Source organism: Streptosporangium sp. LJ11 (assembly GCF_051918945.1).
GTDB lineage: Bacteria > Actinomycetota > Actinomycetes > Streptosporangiales > Streptosporangiaceae > Streptosporangium.
On sequence record NZ_JBPXMB010000035.1, the window covers coordinates 1 to 12,707 of the forward strand.

General features: G+C 71.2%; 13 protein-coding genes. 5 read left to right on the forward strand and 8 right to left on the reverse strand.

Annotated features, from left to right (window positions below; translation table 11 throughout):
* Positions 1-321: 321 nt before the first annotated feature.
* On the reverse strand, positions 322-612 hold the full coding sequence (locus ACTOQ3_RS37395; protein WP_440088310.1) for a hypothetical protein: 291 nt from the start codon (positions 610-612) through the stop codon (positions 322-324).
* Positions 613-641: 29 nt separating this feature from the next.
* Positions 642-1,094: a carboxymuconolactone decarboxylase family protein gene (locus ACTOQ3_RS37400; protein WP_440088311.1), complete on the reverse strand. Its 453-nt coding sequence runs from the start codon at positions 1,092-1,094 to the stop codon at positions 642-644.
* A 95-nt stretch (positions 1,095-1,189) separates the two neighbouring features.
* Here ACTOQ3_RS37400 and ACTOQ3_RS37405 point away from each other — a divergent pair, with 95 nt between their 5' ends.
* The 5 genes from ACTOQ3_RS37405 (at position 1,190) to ACTOQ3_RS37425 (ending at position 8,017) form a co-directional block, all read left to right on the forward strand.
* Entirely contained in the window at positions 1,190-4,003 is a 2,814-nt protein-coding gene (locus ACTOQ3_RS37405) for a BTAD domain-containing putative transcriptional regulator (RefSeq protein WP_440088313.1), read from the forward strand.
* Between the two features lie 126 nt (positions 4,004-4,129).
* Positions 4,130-5,152: an ABC transporter substrate-binding protein gene (locus ACTOQ3_RS37410; protein WP_440088314.1), complete on the forward strand. Its 1,023-nt coding sequence runs from the start codon at positions 4,130-4,132 to the stop codon at positions 5,150-5,152.
* Positions 5,153-5,161: 9 nt separating this feature from the next.
* Complete coding sequence (locus tag ACTOQ3_RS37415) at positions 5,162-6,187, forward strand: FecCD family ABC transporter permease (RefSeq protein ID WP_440088315.1); 1,026 nt, start codon at positions 5,162-5,164, stop codon at positions 6,185-6,187.
* A 4-nt stretch (positions 6,188-6,191) separates the two neighbouring features.
* Positions 6,192-7,247 (forward strand): FecCD family ABC transporter permease, encoded by a 1,056-nt coding sequence (locus ACTOQ3_RS37420; RefSeq protein WP_440088316.1) that lies wholly within the window; start codon positions 6,192-6,194, stop codon positions 7,245-7,247.
* Positions 7,244-8,017 (forward strand): ABC transporter ATP-binding protein, encoded by a 774-nt coding sequence (locus tag ACTOQ3_RS37425; protein WP_440088317.1) that lies wholly within the window; start codon positions 7,244-7,246, stop codon positions 8,015-8,017. Before ACTOQ3_RS37420 ends, ACTOQ3_RS37425 begins: the two co-directional genes overlap by 4 nt.
* A gap of 32 nt (positions 8,018-8,049) precedes the next feature.
* Here the strand turns inward: ACTOQ3_RS37425 and ACTOQ3_RS37430 are convergent, their stop codons facing one another.
* The 6 genes from ACTOQ3_RS37430 to ACTOQ3_RS37455 form a co-directional block, all read right to left on the reverse strand.
* Positions 8,050-8,505 (reverse strand): STAS domain-containing protein, encoded by a 456-nt coding sequence (locus tag ACTOQ3_RS37430; protein WP_440088319.1) that lies wholly within the window; start codon positions 8,503-8,505, stop codon positions 8,050-8,052.
* A gap of 171 nt (positions 8,506-8,676) precedes the next feature.
* Positions 8,677-9,678: a YihY/virulence factor BrkB family protein gene (locus tag ACTOQ3_RS37435; RefSeq protein ID WP_440088320.1), complete on the reverse strand. Its 1,002-nt coding sequence runs from the start codon at positions 9,676-9,678 to the stop codon at positions 8,677-8,679.
* A 68-nt stretch (positions 9,679-9,746) separates the two neighbouring features.
* Positions 9,747-10,424, reverse strand: coding sequence for a DUF3618 domain-containing protein (locus ACTOQ3_RS37440; RefSeq protein WP_440088322.1), 678 nt, complete (start codon positions 10,422-10,424; stop codon positions 9,747-9,749).
* A complete protein-coding gene (locus tag ACTOQ3_RS37445; protein ID WP_440088323.1) occupies positions 10,400-10,792 on the reverse strand; it encodes a phage holin family protein in 393 nt (130 codons plus the stop codon). Before ACTOQ3_RS37445 ends, ACTOQ3_RS37440 begins: the two co-directional genes overlap by 25 nt.
* Complete coding sequence (locus tag ACTOQ3_RS37450) at positions 10,789-11,532, reverse strand: hypothetical protein (RefSeq protein WP_440088324.1); 744 nt, start codon at positions 11,530-11,532, stop codon at positions 10,789-10,791. Before ACTOQ3_RS37450 ends, ACTOQ3_RS37445 begins: the two co-directional genes overlap by 4 nt.
* Before the next feature lie 752 nt (positions 11,533-12,284).
* Positions 12,285-12,629, reverse strand: coding sequence for a hypothetical protein (locus ACTOQ3_RS37455; protein ID WP_440088326.1), 345 nt, complete (start codon positions 12,627-12,629; stop codon positions 12,285-12,287).
* Positions 12,630-12,707: the final 78 nt, after the last annotated feature.

The following is a 12,707-nucleotide window of genomic DNA, read 5'->3' on the forward strand; positions in this document are numbered from 1 at the left end:
TGGAACGGCTGGCCCAGTACTTGGCTGCGCGACAGGCTGATGAACGCGAACTTCGGCTCCGCGACCATAAAGATCAACGACGGCAGGTTCGGGGACCTCCTCTCGCGCTCCAAGCCCGGCGGCATCCCCTTCGACCCCTGGGCCTGACCGGCCCGTCGACGGCCGGCTCCTTCTCCCGAGGCGTCCGCGGCGCGGCCGGCGCGGCCGGCGCGGCCGGCACGACCGGCACGACCGGCACGACCGGCGCGCCCGGTCGTGCTCGCGCCGGGGAGAGGAGCGAGGGCCCGGCCAGGAGATCCGGGAGCCGGCCGCCGGCAGGTCTCAGCGCTCGTCGACGACCTGGCCGTTCAGGGCGGTGTCGTCCTTGGTCAGGGCCATGGCCAGCGGCGCCTCCGGGAAGGTGGGCAGGGCGGCGAACGCGGCGCCCATCTGCTCGGCGGTCTCCCAGTGCCAGATGTCGGTGTAGGTGCCGTCCTCGAGGTGGATCAGCACGGCGCGGGTGAGCCCGGGGTGTCCCTCCCGGACGGTCGCGATCAGCGAGCTCCGGCGGGCCAGGAACTCCTCCAGGTCGGCGTCGGCGACGGAGTAGCGGTGTGAGCGGGCGACGGACATGGCGGTGCCTCCTGCGCGAGGGCCGGCGCTCACCAGCTGCCGGCGATCTGCCGGATCGGGGCGTTCAGGCGGTTGAAGAGGTTGGTGACGGCGGTCATCAGCAGGATCGAGGCCAGCTGCCGCTCGTCGAAGTGGTCGGCGGCGTTGTTCCAGACCTCGTCGGAGACGGCGTCGTCGCGGTCGGCCAGCCGGGTCGAGGCCTCCGCCAGCTCCAGCGCGGCCCGCTCGGTGTCGGTGTAGTACGGGGCCTCGCGCCAGGCGGCGACCAGGCCGATGCGCTCGTCGCTCTCGCCGAGCTTGCGCAGGTTCTTCAGGCCGGCGTCGACGCAGAAGCTGCAGCCGTTGATCTGGCTGACCCGCAGGTGGATCATCTCCATGAGCTCCTGGGGCAGGCCCTGCGACTGGGCGGCCTTCATCAGCTCCTGGATGGGCCGGCCGGCGGCGGGGATGAGCGTGGCGGGGTTCTTCATGCGGGCTTCCATGGTGTTTCCTTCGTCCCGGTTCGTGTGAGATCAGAGTGGCTGCCCGGATTGATACATTCGCTATGCGCGCGCGATGCGACGTTGCTGGAGGGACGATGCTGCGTTTCACCCTTCTCGGTCCCGTCCAGGTGATCGTCGACGGTGTGCCTGTGACGGGTATCGCTCCACGTCATCGGGCTGTTCTGGCCTATCTTCTGCTCAACGGCGGCCGGGTGATCGGCATCGAGCGGCTGATCGAGGCGATGTGGGGTCATGATCGGCCGGACACCGCCCGATCGCAGATCCACGCCTCGGTCACCGCGATCCGCAAGGTGTTGCGCGGTGTGGGAGCGGCAGGGCTTCTCGAGACGCGTGCCGGCGGCTACGTCGCGCAGCCCGAGCCCGGGCAGCTCGACGTGCGGGAGTTCACCGAGCTGGTGGCCGCGGGGGAGCTGCGCGGGGCTCTGGATCTGTGGTGTGGCGAGGCGCTGGAGGATGTGCACGCGCACTATGTCAGCGGTGCCCGGGAGCTCTGGGGTGACCGGCGGCTGTCGGCGTACGAGCGCCTGGTGGAGGCCGAGCTCGCCGCCGGGCGGCACGGCGGTCTGCTCGACGAGCTCGCCGCTCAGGTGAGTGCCGCTCCGCTCCGCGAGAAGCTCAACGGCCACCTCGTCCTGGCCTTGCACCGGGCGGGGCGGCAGGCCGACGCCCTGGCGGCGGCGCGTTCCTATCGCGCGGCTCTGGCGGAGGAGCAGGGGCTCGATCCTGGGCGTGCCTTCGCCGGGCTGGAGCGGGCGGTCCTGGTGGATGATCCGGCTTTGCGGTTGGCCGACGCGGTACCGGCGGTGGCCGACGCGGTGCCGGTGGGGCCGGTGGCTTCCGGCTCGCCGCGTCGCTCCACCTTCTTGCCTTATGACATTTCTGATTTTTCCGGGCGGAATGTCGAGCTGGAGCGGCTCGTGGGTGAGCATCGCGGGCCGGGGGTCGTCACGATCGACGGCATGGCCGGGATCGGTAAGACCGCGCTCGCCGTCCACGCGGCCCACCGGCTGGCCGCTCGCCATCCGGACGGGCGGCTCTTCATCGACCTGCAGGCGCACACCGCGGGCCAAGAGCCGATCGAGGCCGCCGCCGCGCTGGAGGCCCTCCTTCGCCAGCTCGGGGTGCCCGCCGACCGTATCCCGGTCACGCCGGTCGAGCGGGGCGCTCTGTGGCGTGCCGAGCTGGCCGATCGCCGCGTGCTGGTCGTGCTGGACAACGCCTTCGACGCCGAGCACGTGCGTCCTTTGCTGCCGGGGCGTTCCGACACCCTCGTTCTGATCACCAGCAGGCGGCGGCTCGTCGATCTGGACGGCGCCCACGCCCTGTCGGTCGACGTGCTGGGGGAGGAGGACGCCGCCGGGCTGTTCGGGCGGATCGTGGGCGAGCGCGCCCACCGTGAGCCGGAGGCCGTACGCGAGGTGTTGCGGTTGTGCGGGCACCTGCCGCTCGCCATCCGGATCTCGGCTGCCCGCCTGCAGCACCGTCCGCGCTGGAGCGTGTCCTACCTGGCGGGCCGGCTGCGGGAGCATCGACGGCTTCTGGACGGGGTGTCGGCGGCCTTCGCCCTGTCCTACGAGCAGCTGGACGAGGCCGAGCAGCGCATGTTCCGCCTGCTCGGGCTGGTGCCGGGCCGCGACATCGATCCGTGCGGCGCGGCCGCGCTGGCGGGGAGCTCGGAGGAGGAGGCGGAGGAGCTTCTGGAGGGTCTTCTCGACGCCCACATGCTCCTGCAGCTCGAACCGGGCCGGTACACCTTTCACGACCTGCTGCGCGAGCATGCCCGCTCGATCGCGGAGGACGACGGTGCCGTCATGCGGCTGCTCGCCTACTACCTGCACCGCTCCCGGGCGGCGATGGACCGTCTCTTCCCCGACAGCGTCGGCCGGCGGGAGGGCATCCCGCAGCCGGCCGCTGCGGTCGCGCCCGTCCGCGACGCCGCGGAGGCGCTCGCCTGGCTCGACGCCGAGCGTGCCAACATCATCGCGACCGCCGTCCACGGGCCCGAGATCTGTCTCGGTTTCCTGGCTCTGACGATGCGCCCCTTCCTCGACCGGCAGGCGCACCACGACGACGCGCTCACGCTCCACACCCTGACGCTCCAGCGCAGCCGCAGGCTCGGCGACCGCGCGGTTCAGGCGCGAGCGCTCACCGACCTGGCGTGGACCTACTGGCGGCTCGGCGAGTACGAGCGGGCCGAGGAGCACGCCCACCAGGCTCTCGAGGTGTGCGAGGAGGCCCGCGAACGGGCGCGGGCGCTGCTCACACTGGGCAACGTGGCCCTGCGGCGGCGGTGGGACGAGCGGGCGGAGCAGTACCTCAAGCAGGCGCTCGACCTCACCCGGATCGGCGCCGACACCTGGGGGGAGGCTCACGTGCTGGGCATCCTCGCCCTCGTCCTCGATCGGGCCGGCCGCCCGCAGGAGGCCCGGCGCCATCTCGATCTGGCGCTGGCGCTCCATCGCAAGGTCGGCAACCCCGCCGGAGAGGCGGTGATCCTCAACCATCTCGGTGTCGTTCTCCGCCACCAGGGCGAGTTCGACCAGGCACGGATGCGCCATGAGCAGGCGGCGGCCCTCTACCGCAGGCTCGGCAACGCCGCCGACGAGGCGGCCGCGCTCAACGGGCTGGCCGAGGCGGCGGGCGACCCGGCCCGGGCGGCCGAGGAGCACGCGGCCGCGCTCGCGCTCGCCGACGTGACGCGTAACCGGCCGGAGCGGGCGCGCGCTCACGACGGGCTCGCGCGTGCCCATCTCGCGCTCGGGCGCCCGGGGCAGGCCGGGGAGCATGGGCGGCTGGCTTTCCGTCTCTACCGGGAACTCGGTGTTCCGGAGGCCGAGGAGGTCCGCGCCCTCCTGGAACGTGCCGGGGAGTTCGCGAGCGGGCCGTGACCGCGGAGCGGGTGGCAGGTGTGCGATGGGAAATGCGAGATCAGGCACACCGACCTGGATTTGCTATTTTGGTTAGCCTAACCTAACTTTGTCGCGAAGTTTCCCTTTGCGAGATAGGAACACCGCATGCGCACGTCGCGTCGGGTTCTCGCCGTGGCGGCGTTGGGCCTTGCGCTCACCGGTTGCGGTGCACAGAACTCCCCGGGCACGCAGAACTCCCCGGGCGCACAGCCCTCGTCGTCCGGCCCGTGGTCGTTCACCGACGGCTCCGGTGAGACGGTCAAGGCCGACAGGACCCCCACCCGGATCATCGCGCACGCGGGTGAGGCGGCCGCGCTGATGTCGTTCGGCATCAAGCCGGTCGGCGTCTACGCCGACGAGTCGGTCAAGACCGACCCCAACCTGAAGGACCTCGACCTTTCCGGGATCGAGCTCCTCGGCCAGGAGTGGGGCAAGATCGACGTGGAGAAGGCGGCCGCGTTGCGGCCGGATCTGATCGTCGCGGACTGGTGGCCGGCCGAGAAGGCGCACAGCGGCCTGGAGGAGGGGGTCGACGAGAAGAGCAAGAAGCTCGCCGAGCTGGCTCCGGTGGTGGGCGTCTCCCAGGGCAAATCCATCGAGGACCTGGCCGAGGGATACGAGAGCCTCGCCAAGAGCCTGGGCGCCAAGGTGGACGCTCCCGAGATCGCCGCGAACAAGAAGCGTTTCGAGGAGTCCGTCGAGAAGTTCAAGGCGGCGGTCGCGGGCAAGCCCGGGCTGACGGCCCTCGGCATGTCGCCCGCCGACGACAAGCTGTACGCCGCCAACCCCGAGTACGCGCCCGAGCTGCTGGACTTCCAGCGCTGGGGCCTGAAGGTGATCAATCCCGCCAAGCCGGACGCGGGTTTCCCGTACTGGGAGAACCTCAGCTGGGAGAACGCCGACAAGTACCAGCCTGACCTGATTCTGTGGGACGGCAGGTCCTTCACGCCCACGGCCAACGCCGAGTGGGGCAGGAAGCAGCCCACCTGGTTCAAGATCAAGGCGGCCAAGGCCGGTGCGGTGGCGGCGTGGCCGGCGTACTGGCTGCACACGTTCGGCGACTTCGCCACCGAGGTGGACAAGCTCACCGAGGCGGTCAAGGTCGCTGACGAGAACCTCGGCGACTGATCCTCTTCGATGCCCAGCACGCTTTCGATACGACGGGCCCCGGTCCTCGGACTCGGGCTCGTCGCGCTCTGCGCCCTGCTCGCCGCGGTGGCCTTCCTCAGCGTGACCCTCGGCTCGCGCGACATCGGCCTGCCCGATGTGCTGCGGGCACTGGGCGGCCTCGGCGCCGACGAGTCGATCACCGGTACGGTGACCCTGGAACTGCGCGTGCCGCGTACGCTCCTGGGCGTCCTGGTGGGTGCGGCCCTGGGCGTCGCGGGCGCGATCCTGCAGGCGGTCACGCGCAACCCGCTGGCCGACGCCGGCATCATGGGGATCAACTCCGGCGCGGCCGTCCTGGTGGTCTTCGCGTTCACGGTCCTGGGAATCCGGGGGGTGGGCGTGTACGTGTGGTTCGCCTTCGCGGGCGCGATCGTCGCGACCCTGCTGGGGTACGCGATCGCGTCGCTGGGCCGTGAGGGCGCCACCCCCGTCAAGCTGGCCCTGGCCGGCGCGGCGGTCACCGCCGGCCTCGGCTCCGTCACCACGGGCATCATCATGACCAACGTCGACGCGCTGAACGAGCTGCGTTTCTGGCAGGTCGGGTCGCTCGCCGGTCGGTACGCGCCGATCCTGACCGGGGTCGCGCCGTTCCTGCTGGCGGGCCTGGCGGCGGCACTGTGCCTGGGCAGGGCGCTCAACGGGCTCGCGCTCGGCGAGGACGTCGCGCGCGGGCTCGGCCAGCGGGTCGGCCTCACCAGGGCCGTCGCCTTCGGGGTCGTCGCGATACTCGCCGGCGCGGCCACGGCGGCCTGCGGGCCGATCGTGTTCATCGGGCTGGTGGTGCCGCACCTCGCGCGGGCGCTCTGCGGCCCGGACCACCGCTGGGTCCTGCCGTACTCGATGCTGCTGGCGCCTGTCGTGCTGCTGCTGGCCGACGTGCTCGGCCGGGTCGCGGGCGCCCCCGGGGAACTGCAGGTCGGCGTGGTCCTCGGAGTGCTCGGCGCGCCGGTCTTCGTGGTGATCGTGCGCTACGGCCGGCTGTCGGAGGTATGACGAGATGGCCACGACTCACGACGCCTTCACGACCGTCTCCGACACCGTCCGCGCCACCCGGCGCGGCCGCACGGCCCGGATCGTGGTGGTGATCTCCGCGCTGGCCGCGACCGTCGCCACCCTGTTCGTGGTGACCATGATGGTGGGCAGCTTCCGTCTTTCGGCCGCCGAGGTGCTCGGGTCGCTGCTGGGCACGATCGACGACCCGAGCCTCGACTTCGTCGTGCTGGGACTGCGGCTCCCCACCGCCGCGACCGCGCTCTCGGTCGGGCTCGCCCTCGGCGCGTCCGGGACGATCTTCCAGCAACTGCTCCGCAATCCCCTCGCCTCACCCGACTTCGTGGGCATCTCCTCCGGCGCCGGCCTGGCCGCGGTCACCGGCATCGTGTTCCTGCAGGCCGGCGGGATCGCCATCGCCGGGCTCGCGTTGGGCGGGGCCGTCGTGGCCGCGCTGCTGATGTACGTGCTCGCCTGGCGCGACGGGGTGAGCGGCTACCGCTTCATCCTGATCGGCATCGGCATGGCGGCCTTCTTCGAGGGCCTCACCGGGTTCGTGCTGACCCGCGCCCAGCTGTTCGAGGCGCGCCAGGCGATGCACTGGCTGACCGGTTCGGTCGGGCAGGCCAGTGACACCGAGCTGCGGCTGCTGCTCGTCGCGCTGGTTGTCCTGCTGCCCCTGTCCATGCTGCTGCAACGGCAGCTTCGCGTGCTCGAACTCGGCGACGACGCCGCGCGAGGGCTGGGCGTGCCCACCGAGCTCGCCCGCGCGGGCCTGCTGGCCACCGCCGTGGTCCTGGTCGCGCTGGCCGTCGCGGCGGCCGGGCCCCTGATCTTCGTCGCGCTCGTCGCGGGACCCATCGCCAACCGGCTGCTCGGCCCCGCCACCGGCGGCGTGGTCGCCGCCGCCCTGGTGGGCGCGGTGGTCCTGCTCACCGCCGATCTGATCGCCGTCCATCTGCTGCCGAGCGCGCTGCCCACCGGTGTGGTCACCGGCGCGGTCGGCGCACCGTACCTGTTGTGGCTGCTGGCCACCACGAACAGACAAGGAGCAGGCGGATGAGCCGCCTCCGCGCCGAAGGCCTGTCCCTGGGCTACGACGATCGAGCCGTCATCACCGACCTCGACCTCTCCGTGCTCGACGGGAAGATCACCGCGATCGTCGGCGCCAACGCCTGCGGCAAGTCGACGCTGCTGCGCGGCCTGGCCCGGCTCGTCAGACCGCGCCGGGGAGCCGTGTATCTCGACGACAGGGCGCTCGGCGACCTGAGCACCCTGGACGTGGCCAAGGTGCTCGGCCTGCTGCCGCAGACCCCCGTGGCGCCCGACGGCATCACGGTCGCCGACCTGGTCTCCCGCGGCCGCTACCCGCACCAGGGCTGGTTTCGCCGGTGGACCGACCGTGACCACGAGGCGGTGACCCGGGCCCTGGCCGCGACGGACACGGCCGACCTGATCGACCGCCCGCTGCGCGCTCTCTCCGGCGGGCAGCGGCAGCGGGTCTGGGTCGCCATGGCGCTGGCCCAGGACACCGACCTGCTGCTGCTCGACGAGCCCACCACGTTCCTGGACATCAACCACCAGGTGGAGCTGCTCCGGCTGTTGCGCAGGCTCAACGCCGAGTCCGGCAAGACCATCGTCGCGGTATTGCACGACCTCAACCTCGCCTGCCGCTTCTGCGACCACATCATCGCCATGGCCGGCGGCGCCGTCGTCGCCGAGGGCCCCCCGGCCGAGGTGATCACCGCCGAACTGGTCGAGAAGGTCTTCGGCCTTGCCTGCGTGATCGTCCCCGACCCGGTCGCCGGAACTCCCATCGTGGTGCCCGCCTAGAAGATCACCGATGTCGCCGGCGCCGGGCCGGTTCAGCCGGCGGGACCTCCCGGGATCGGCGTCGCCGGCGGTGTCGGCTCCCGATCCGGCCTCATCCCCTCTTCGAGAAGGGGGCTCGGGTCCTGCTGTCGCAGGGCGCTCACCGCCTCGGGCAGGGTCAGGCGAACCTCGAAGTGATCCACCATGCGCGTCAACACGAAGAGACGGCGCGCACGCCCCTGCGGGGGAAGGACCACGATCAGGCGCCCCCGGCGCCGGTGGACTTTCCGCCGCATCTCCACCAGGGCGCCCACCCCGACCGAGGCGATGAAGGTCACCTGGGTGAGGTCGACGACCAGCGACAGGTCGTCGAAGGTGAGCAGCGCCTCATCGAACTTCACCGCGACGCCCGGGACCGTCACGGCGTCCAGCTCACCGATGACACGCAGCACCCGCACCGGCCCCAGGCGCCAGCTCTGCACCTGCGGCGCAGTTCGATCACCCGGCACGACGCCACCTCCTCGCGGTCACGCCATGTGCCAACCGGATCATTGACCGGATTGTTTCAGGCGGCGTCCATTCGGTCCTCGGGGACCGGTGGGGGAAACAGCGGCCGAGGCCGGCACCCGCGGCTCCGGCGAGTGGCCGCGCCACGCCATCACGCCGGAGGCGGCGAAGGCCTATGACGACCCCTGATCCTGGTCGAACGTGCGGGTGTCGCGAGGCTCGACGTAGGGTTCCCGCCCCTCCGGCTGCCCCGCCTCGATGGCTCGGCCGCGGGCGAGCTCGGCGTCGAACTCCACGCCGAGAAGCACCGCGACGTTGGAGATCCACAACCAGATCAGGAAGACGATGACCCCTGACAGGGCGGCGTAGGTCTTGTTGTAGGCGCCGAAGTTGGCCACGTAGAAGCCGAACGCGGCGGAGGCGACGATCCACAGCACGACGGCGAGGGCGCTGCCGGGGGTGAGCCAGCGAAAACCCGGGTGCCGGACGTTGGGCGCCGCCCAGTACAGCAGGGCCAGAATGCCCATCACGACGACGACCAGCACGGGCCATTTGGCGATGCCCCAGACGGTCAGCGCGCTCTGCCCGACTCCCAGGACCTTTCCCGCCTGCTCGGCGAGCCCGCCGGTGAACACGACCGCGACCGAGCCGGCCGCCATCAGGACCACCAGGACGGCGGTGATGGCCAGGCGCAGCGGCAGGGTCTTCCAGATAGGCCTGCCCTCGGGCATCTCGTACATGACGTTGGCGGCGCGCATGAAGGCGCCGACGTACCCCGAGGCGGACCAGAGGGCGACGGCGATACCGATGAGGGTCGCGATCCCGGCCGCGCGCTGGTTGCTCTGCAGGGCCTGCAGCACGGTGTCGAGGATCTGCTTGGCGGGTCCCGGGGCCAGGGCGCCGAGGTTGTCGATGAGGGGCTTGGTGGCGGACTCGCCGAACAGGCCGAGCAGCGAGACCACGGCCAGCAGCGCCGGGAAGATCGACAGCACCGCGTAGTAGGTCAGCGCGGCGGCCCAGTCGGTCAGGTTGTCCTGCTGAAACTCCTTGACGGTGCGTTTGAGTACCGCCCACCACGACTGTCTGGGTAGTTCGGTGGGGCTTCCCGGAGCCCTGTGCTCTCCCGTCGCGCGTTCGGCGCCGGCGGTCGGGCGTCGCGTGTCGTGGCCGGACATGGGGGCACCGCCTCCCTCGGGGGTACCGCCGCCCCCGAAAACGGGGGCGGCGGTGGTCGGATCCGTTCCTACTGGTGACCGGGGGTGGAGCGGGCGTGTTCGCCCACCTGCCGGGCCTGCTCGCGAGCGTGGTCGCCCGTCCGGTGCGCGGCCTCCGCGGCGGTCTCCTTGACCTGCTGGGCGGCCTGCTGAGCCGCTTCCCTCGCCTCATGGCCGAGGGTCTGGGCCGACTCCTGCACCGCCTGCCTGACCGGCTGGATCACCCCGTCGGCCTGCTCCATGAGCTGTCCCGCGGCGCGCTCCTCGGCCTCGGTCCTGGGAATGAGGGCGGCCGCCAGCAACCCGGCGCCGAAAGCGATCACCCCGGCCGCCAGCGGGTTGCCCTGCGTGCTGCGCATCGCCTGCCGCGGCGCGTTCTGGACCACCTCGGCGGCCTGCTGGGCACCGTGCTTGACGGTGCCGGCGGTGTCGGAGGCGACTTCGCGGACGGTCTCGGCCGTGCCGGAGGCCGTGTCGCGCACGCTGTCCGCGGCGTACGACGCCTGCCTGCCGACCGTGTGGGCGGCGTGGGACGGCGTCCCCATCACCCGCTCGCGCACCGACCGCAGGCGCCGGCGCACGTTGTCGGTGCGCCGCCGCGCGATCCGCGCCGGGCTGGTGCGGTCGGCGAGACGCTCCACGTCCGCGGCCAGCTCGGCCCGGGTGGCGTCGATCTCGGCCCTTATCTCGTCAGGTCTCGCGCCCATCGCGCATCCTCCTTGAGCGTTTCAACGGTACGTTCCGGCTTGGGGGAGACCTGGCGCAGCCGGGCGCGCCCGGTCACGTACAGGGCCGCACCGGCCGCCGCCCAGATGACGGCGACGATGAGCGCGGCCCAGCCCAGGTCCATCACGTTGCCCAGGCCGAACATGACGGCCAGCGTCACCAGGACGGCGACCATGTATCCGGCGAACCCCGCTCCGCCGAGCAGCCCGGCCGCCTTGCCCGCCTCCTCGCGGACCTCGGCCTTGGCCAGCAGCAGTTCCTGGCGGACCAGTTTGGACAGGTCCTCGCCGATCTCCCCGACCAGCTCTCCCAGCGACGGTTCCCGCGCCCCGGGACCGGGGTGGGTCATCGGACCTCACCGCCCGGACTCCTGGGCGCGGGCGTGGTTGCGGAGCCGCCGAACTCCTCCTGCGGTGTGATCGGCCGGCCGGGATACGGCTCGACCGGCGGCTGCACCGGCGGCTGGGCGGTGACCGGCGCGGGCCGGGCCGAGACCGGTGGCTGGACCGGCGGCCGGACCGGAGCAGGCGGCACGGTGGCGGCCGGAGCCGGGGTGTAGGTCCCCGGCCCGTACGGGCTGCCGGCCCTCGAGCCGGGAGAGCTCGCCGAGTCGGTGTTCCCCGACACCTTGGCGACCCTGCCGATGAGGAAGCCCACGGCGGCCGCACCGGCCAGGAACGCTCCAGGACGACGGCGCGCGAAGCTCTGGACCTCCTGGACCACCCCGGTCAGGCCGTGCTGGTCCAGGTAGTCGGCCGCCCGCCGCCCGCCGTCGGCGACCTGCTGCACCACACCGGAGACCGGCGAGTCGGGCTTGGCGACCTCGCCCATCGAGGCCAGGTCGTCGGCCCACTGGCGGATTCCCTGGGCGGCGCGCTGGCTCTGGTGCTGCGCCTGGTCGCCGACCCGGTTCCGTAGCCGGTCGACCACCTGCCGGGCCTGCTGCTTGACCTCTCCGGCCACTGCCTGCGTCTGCCCCTTGGCGGTATCGGCCACCTCTCCGGCGGCGGACCTGGCGTGCTGAGCCGTGCTCTGGAAATCCTGGCTCTGGCCTGGGCGCTCCCCCGCCCCGGTGGAATACTCACTCATCGATGCCCTCCAAAGGTTGTGCATCTTCGACTGAGCCGCCGATTACCCTCATGACTTCGTCCCATTCCGCGAAGTGCCGGGAAGCTTTCCCGAAGATCGGTAATTCCCCGGGTTTTCGACCACTGAGCTGCGCGTGGACGCCTTGGATAATTTTCTGTCACCTTGCCCTGTCCGGGGCAGGCGGCCCGGGTCGCGGGCCGAGGGCTTCAGGCACCTCGCGCGAGGGCCGTGCGGAAACCCGCCGGAGCGTGATCCACCGGGACGACGGGGCCCGGCCCGACCGCGCAGGCTTCATCCGGCGCGTCCGGCCGGCCGTGGACACGCCTGTCGCGGCGGGCGAGCCATCGCCGTGCGCCGCACGGGATGATCGCCCATGATGTGCCGGATGCGGTCATCGCCCATTCGCGGATTACCAGTAAAGCTAACAATATGGTGATATGTGGCATTGTCGCCGATTCAATGAGCCACCGGTATCGGCCGGTAGGTGCAAAGGTAGAGGACTGGTTCCACTCTTTCCTATTTGAACGGATATCAGGGCTTAAGTCAGGTTTGTTGCCGAGGGTGGGCTCATGGCCTCCGCCCTTGTGTCACCCCGGCTTTCTTCTCAGTGGTGATCCCGGACCAAGGCTTTGTGTTATGTGGGGTGAACGTCCGGATGTCCGGGAACTAGCGTTTTACGTGACGTCGATTCAACATATTTCCGGAAACTGCATTGGCGTTTTGTCAGCCGTGAAAGCAGGCCGGGCCCGACATCAGACACGGAGTGATCTTTCATGTTCAAGCAGGCTCTCACCGCCGGCGCATTGACGGCTTCCGGTTTCGTCATCGCCATGGCGATGACGGCTCAGCCCGCCGGGGCGAGCGCGGCAGTCCGGGAAGCCGCTCAGGTGCACCTCCTTCTGAGCGATCCCCCTCCCGGCCATCACCACCATCACCCCTGGCCCGGCCATCACCACCATTGGCCCGGACACCATCACCCCTGGCACGGCCACCACCATCACCATCACCCCTGGCCCGGCCACCACCACCATTGGCCCAGCCACCACCATCACCATCACCCCTGGCCCGGACACCACCACCATTGGCCCCACGGCCACCACTAGATTCCCTGTCCCGGGCGGTGTCCCCGCGGTCCCCGCGGTGCTGTTCACGACCGCGGCGGCGCGTGAGATGGC

Bases quoted from the DNA above. Each gene is read 5' to 3' on its own strand.
- ACTOQ3_RS37395 (WP_440088310.1), bottom strand. From the start codon at position 612: ATGTCCGTCGCCCGCTCACACCGCTACTCCGTCGCCGACGCCGACCTG.
- ACTOQ3_RS37400 (WP_440088311.1), bottom strand. From the start codon at position 1,094: ATGGAAGCCCGCATGAAGAACCCCGCCACGCTCATCCCCGCCGCCGGC.
- ACTOQ3_RS37405 (WP_440088313.1), top strand. From the start codon at position 1,190: ATGCTGCGTTTCACCCTTCTCGGTCCCGTCCAGGTGATCGTCGACGGT.
- ACTOQ3_RS37410 (WP_440088314.1), top strand. From the start codon at position 4,130: ATGCGCACGTCGCGTCGGGTTCTCGCCGTGGCGGCGTTGGGCCTTGCG.
- ACTOQ3_RS37415 (WP_440088315.1), top strand. From the start codon at position 5,162: ATGCCCAGCACGCTTTCGATACGACGGGCCCCGGTCCTCGGACTCGGG.
- ACTOQ3_RS37420 (WP_440088316.1), top strand. From the start codon at position 6,192: ATGGCCACGACTCACGACGCCTTCACGACCGTCTCCGACACCGTCCGC.
- ACTOQ3_RS37425 (WP_440088317.1), top strand. From the start codon at position 7,244: ATGAGCCGCCTCCGCGCCGAAGGCCTGTCCCTGGGCTACGACGATCGA.
- ACTOQ3_RS37435 (WP_440088320.1), bottom strand. From the start codon at position 9,678: ATGTCCGGCCACGACACGCGACGCCCGACCGCCGGCGCCGAACGCGCG.
- ACTOQ3_RS37440 (WP_440088322.1), bottom strand. From the start codon at position 10,424: ATGGGCGCGAGACCTGACGAGATAAGGGCCGAGATCGACGCCACCCGG.
- ACTOQ3_RS37445 (WP_440088323.1), bottom strand. From the start codon at position 10,792: ATGACCCACCCCGGTCCCGGGGCGCGGGAACCGTCGCTGGGAGAGCTG.
- ACTOQ3_RS37450 (WP_440088324.1), bottom strand. From the start codon at position 11,532: ATGAGTGAGTATTCCACCGGGGCGGGGGAGCGCCCAGGCCAGAGCCAG.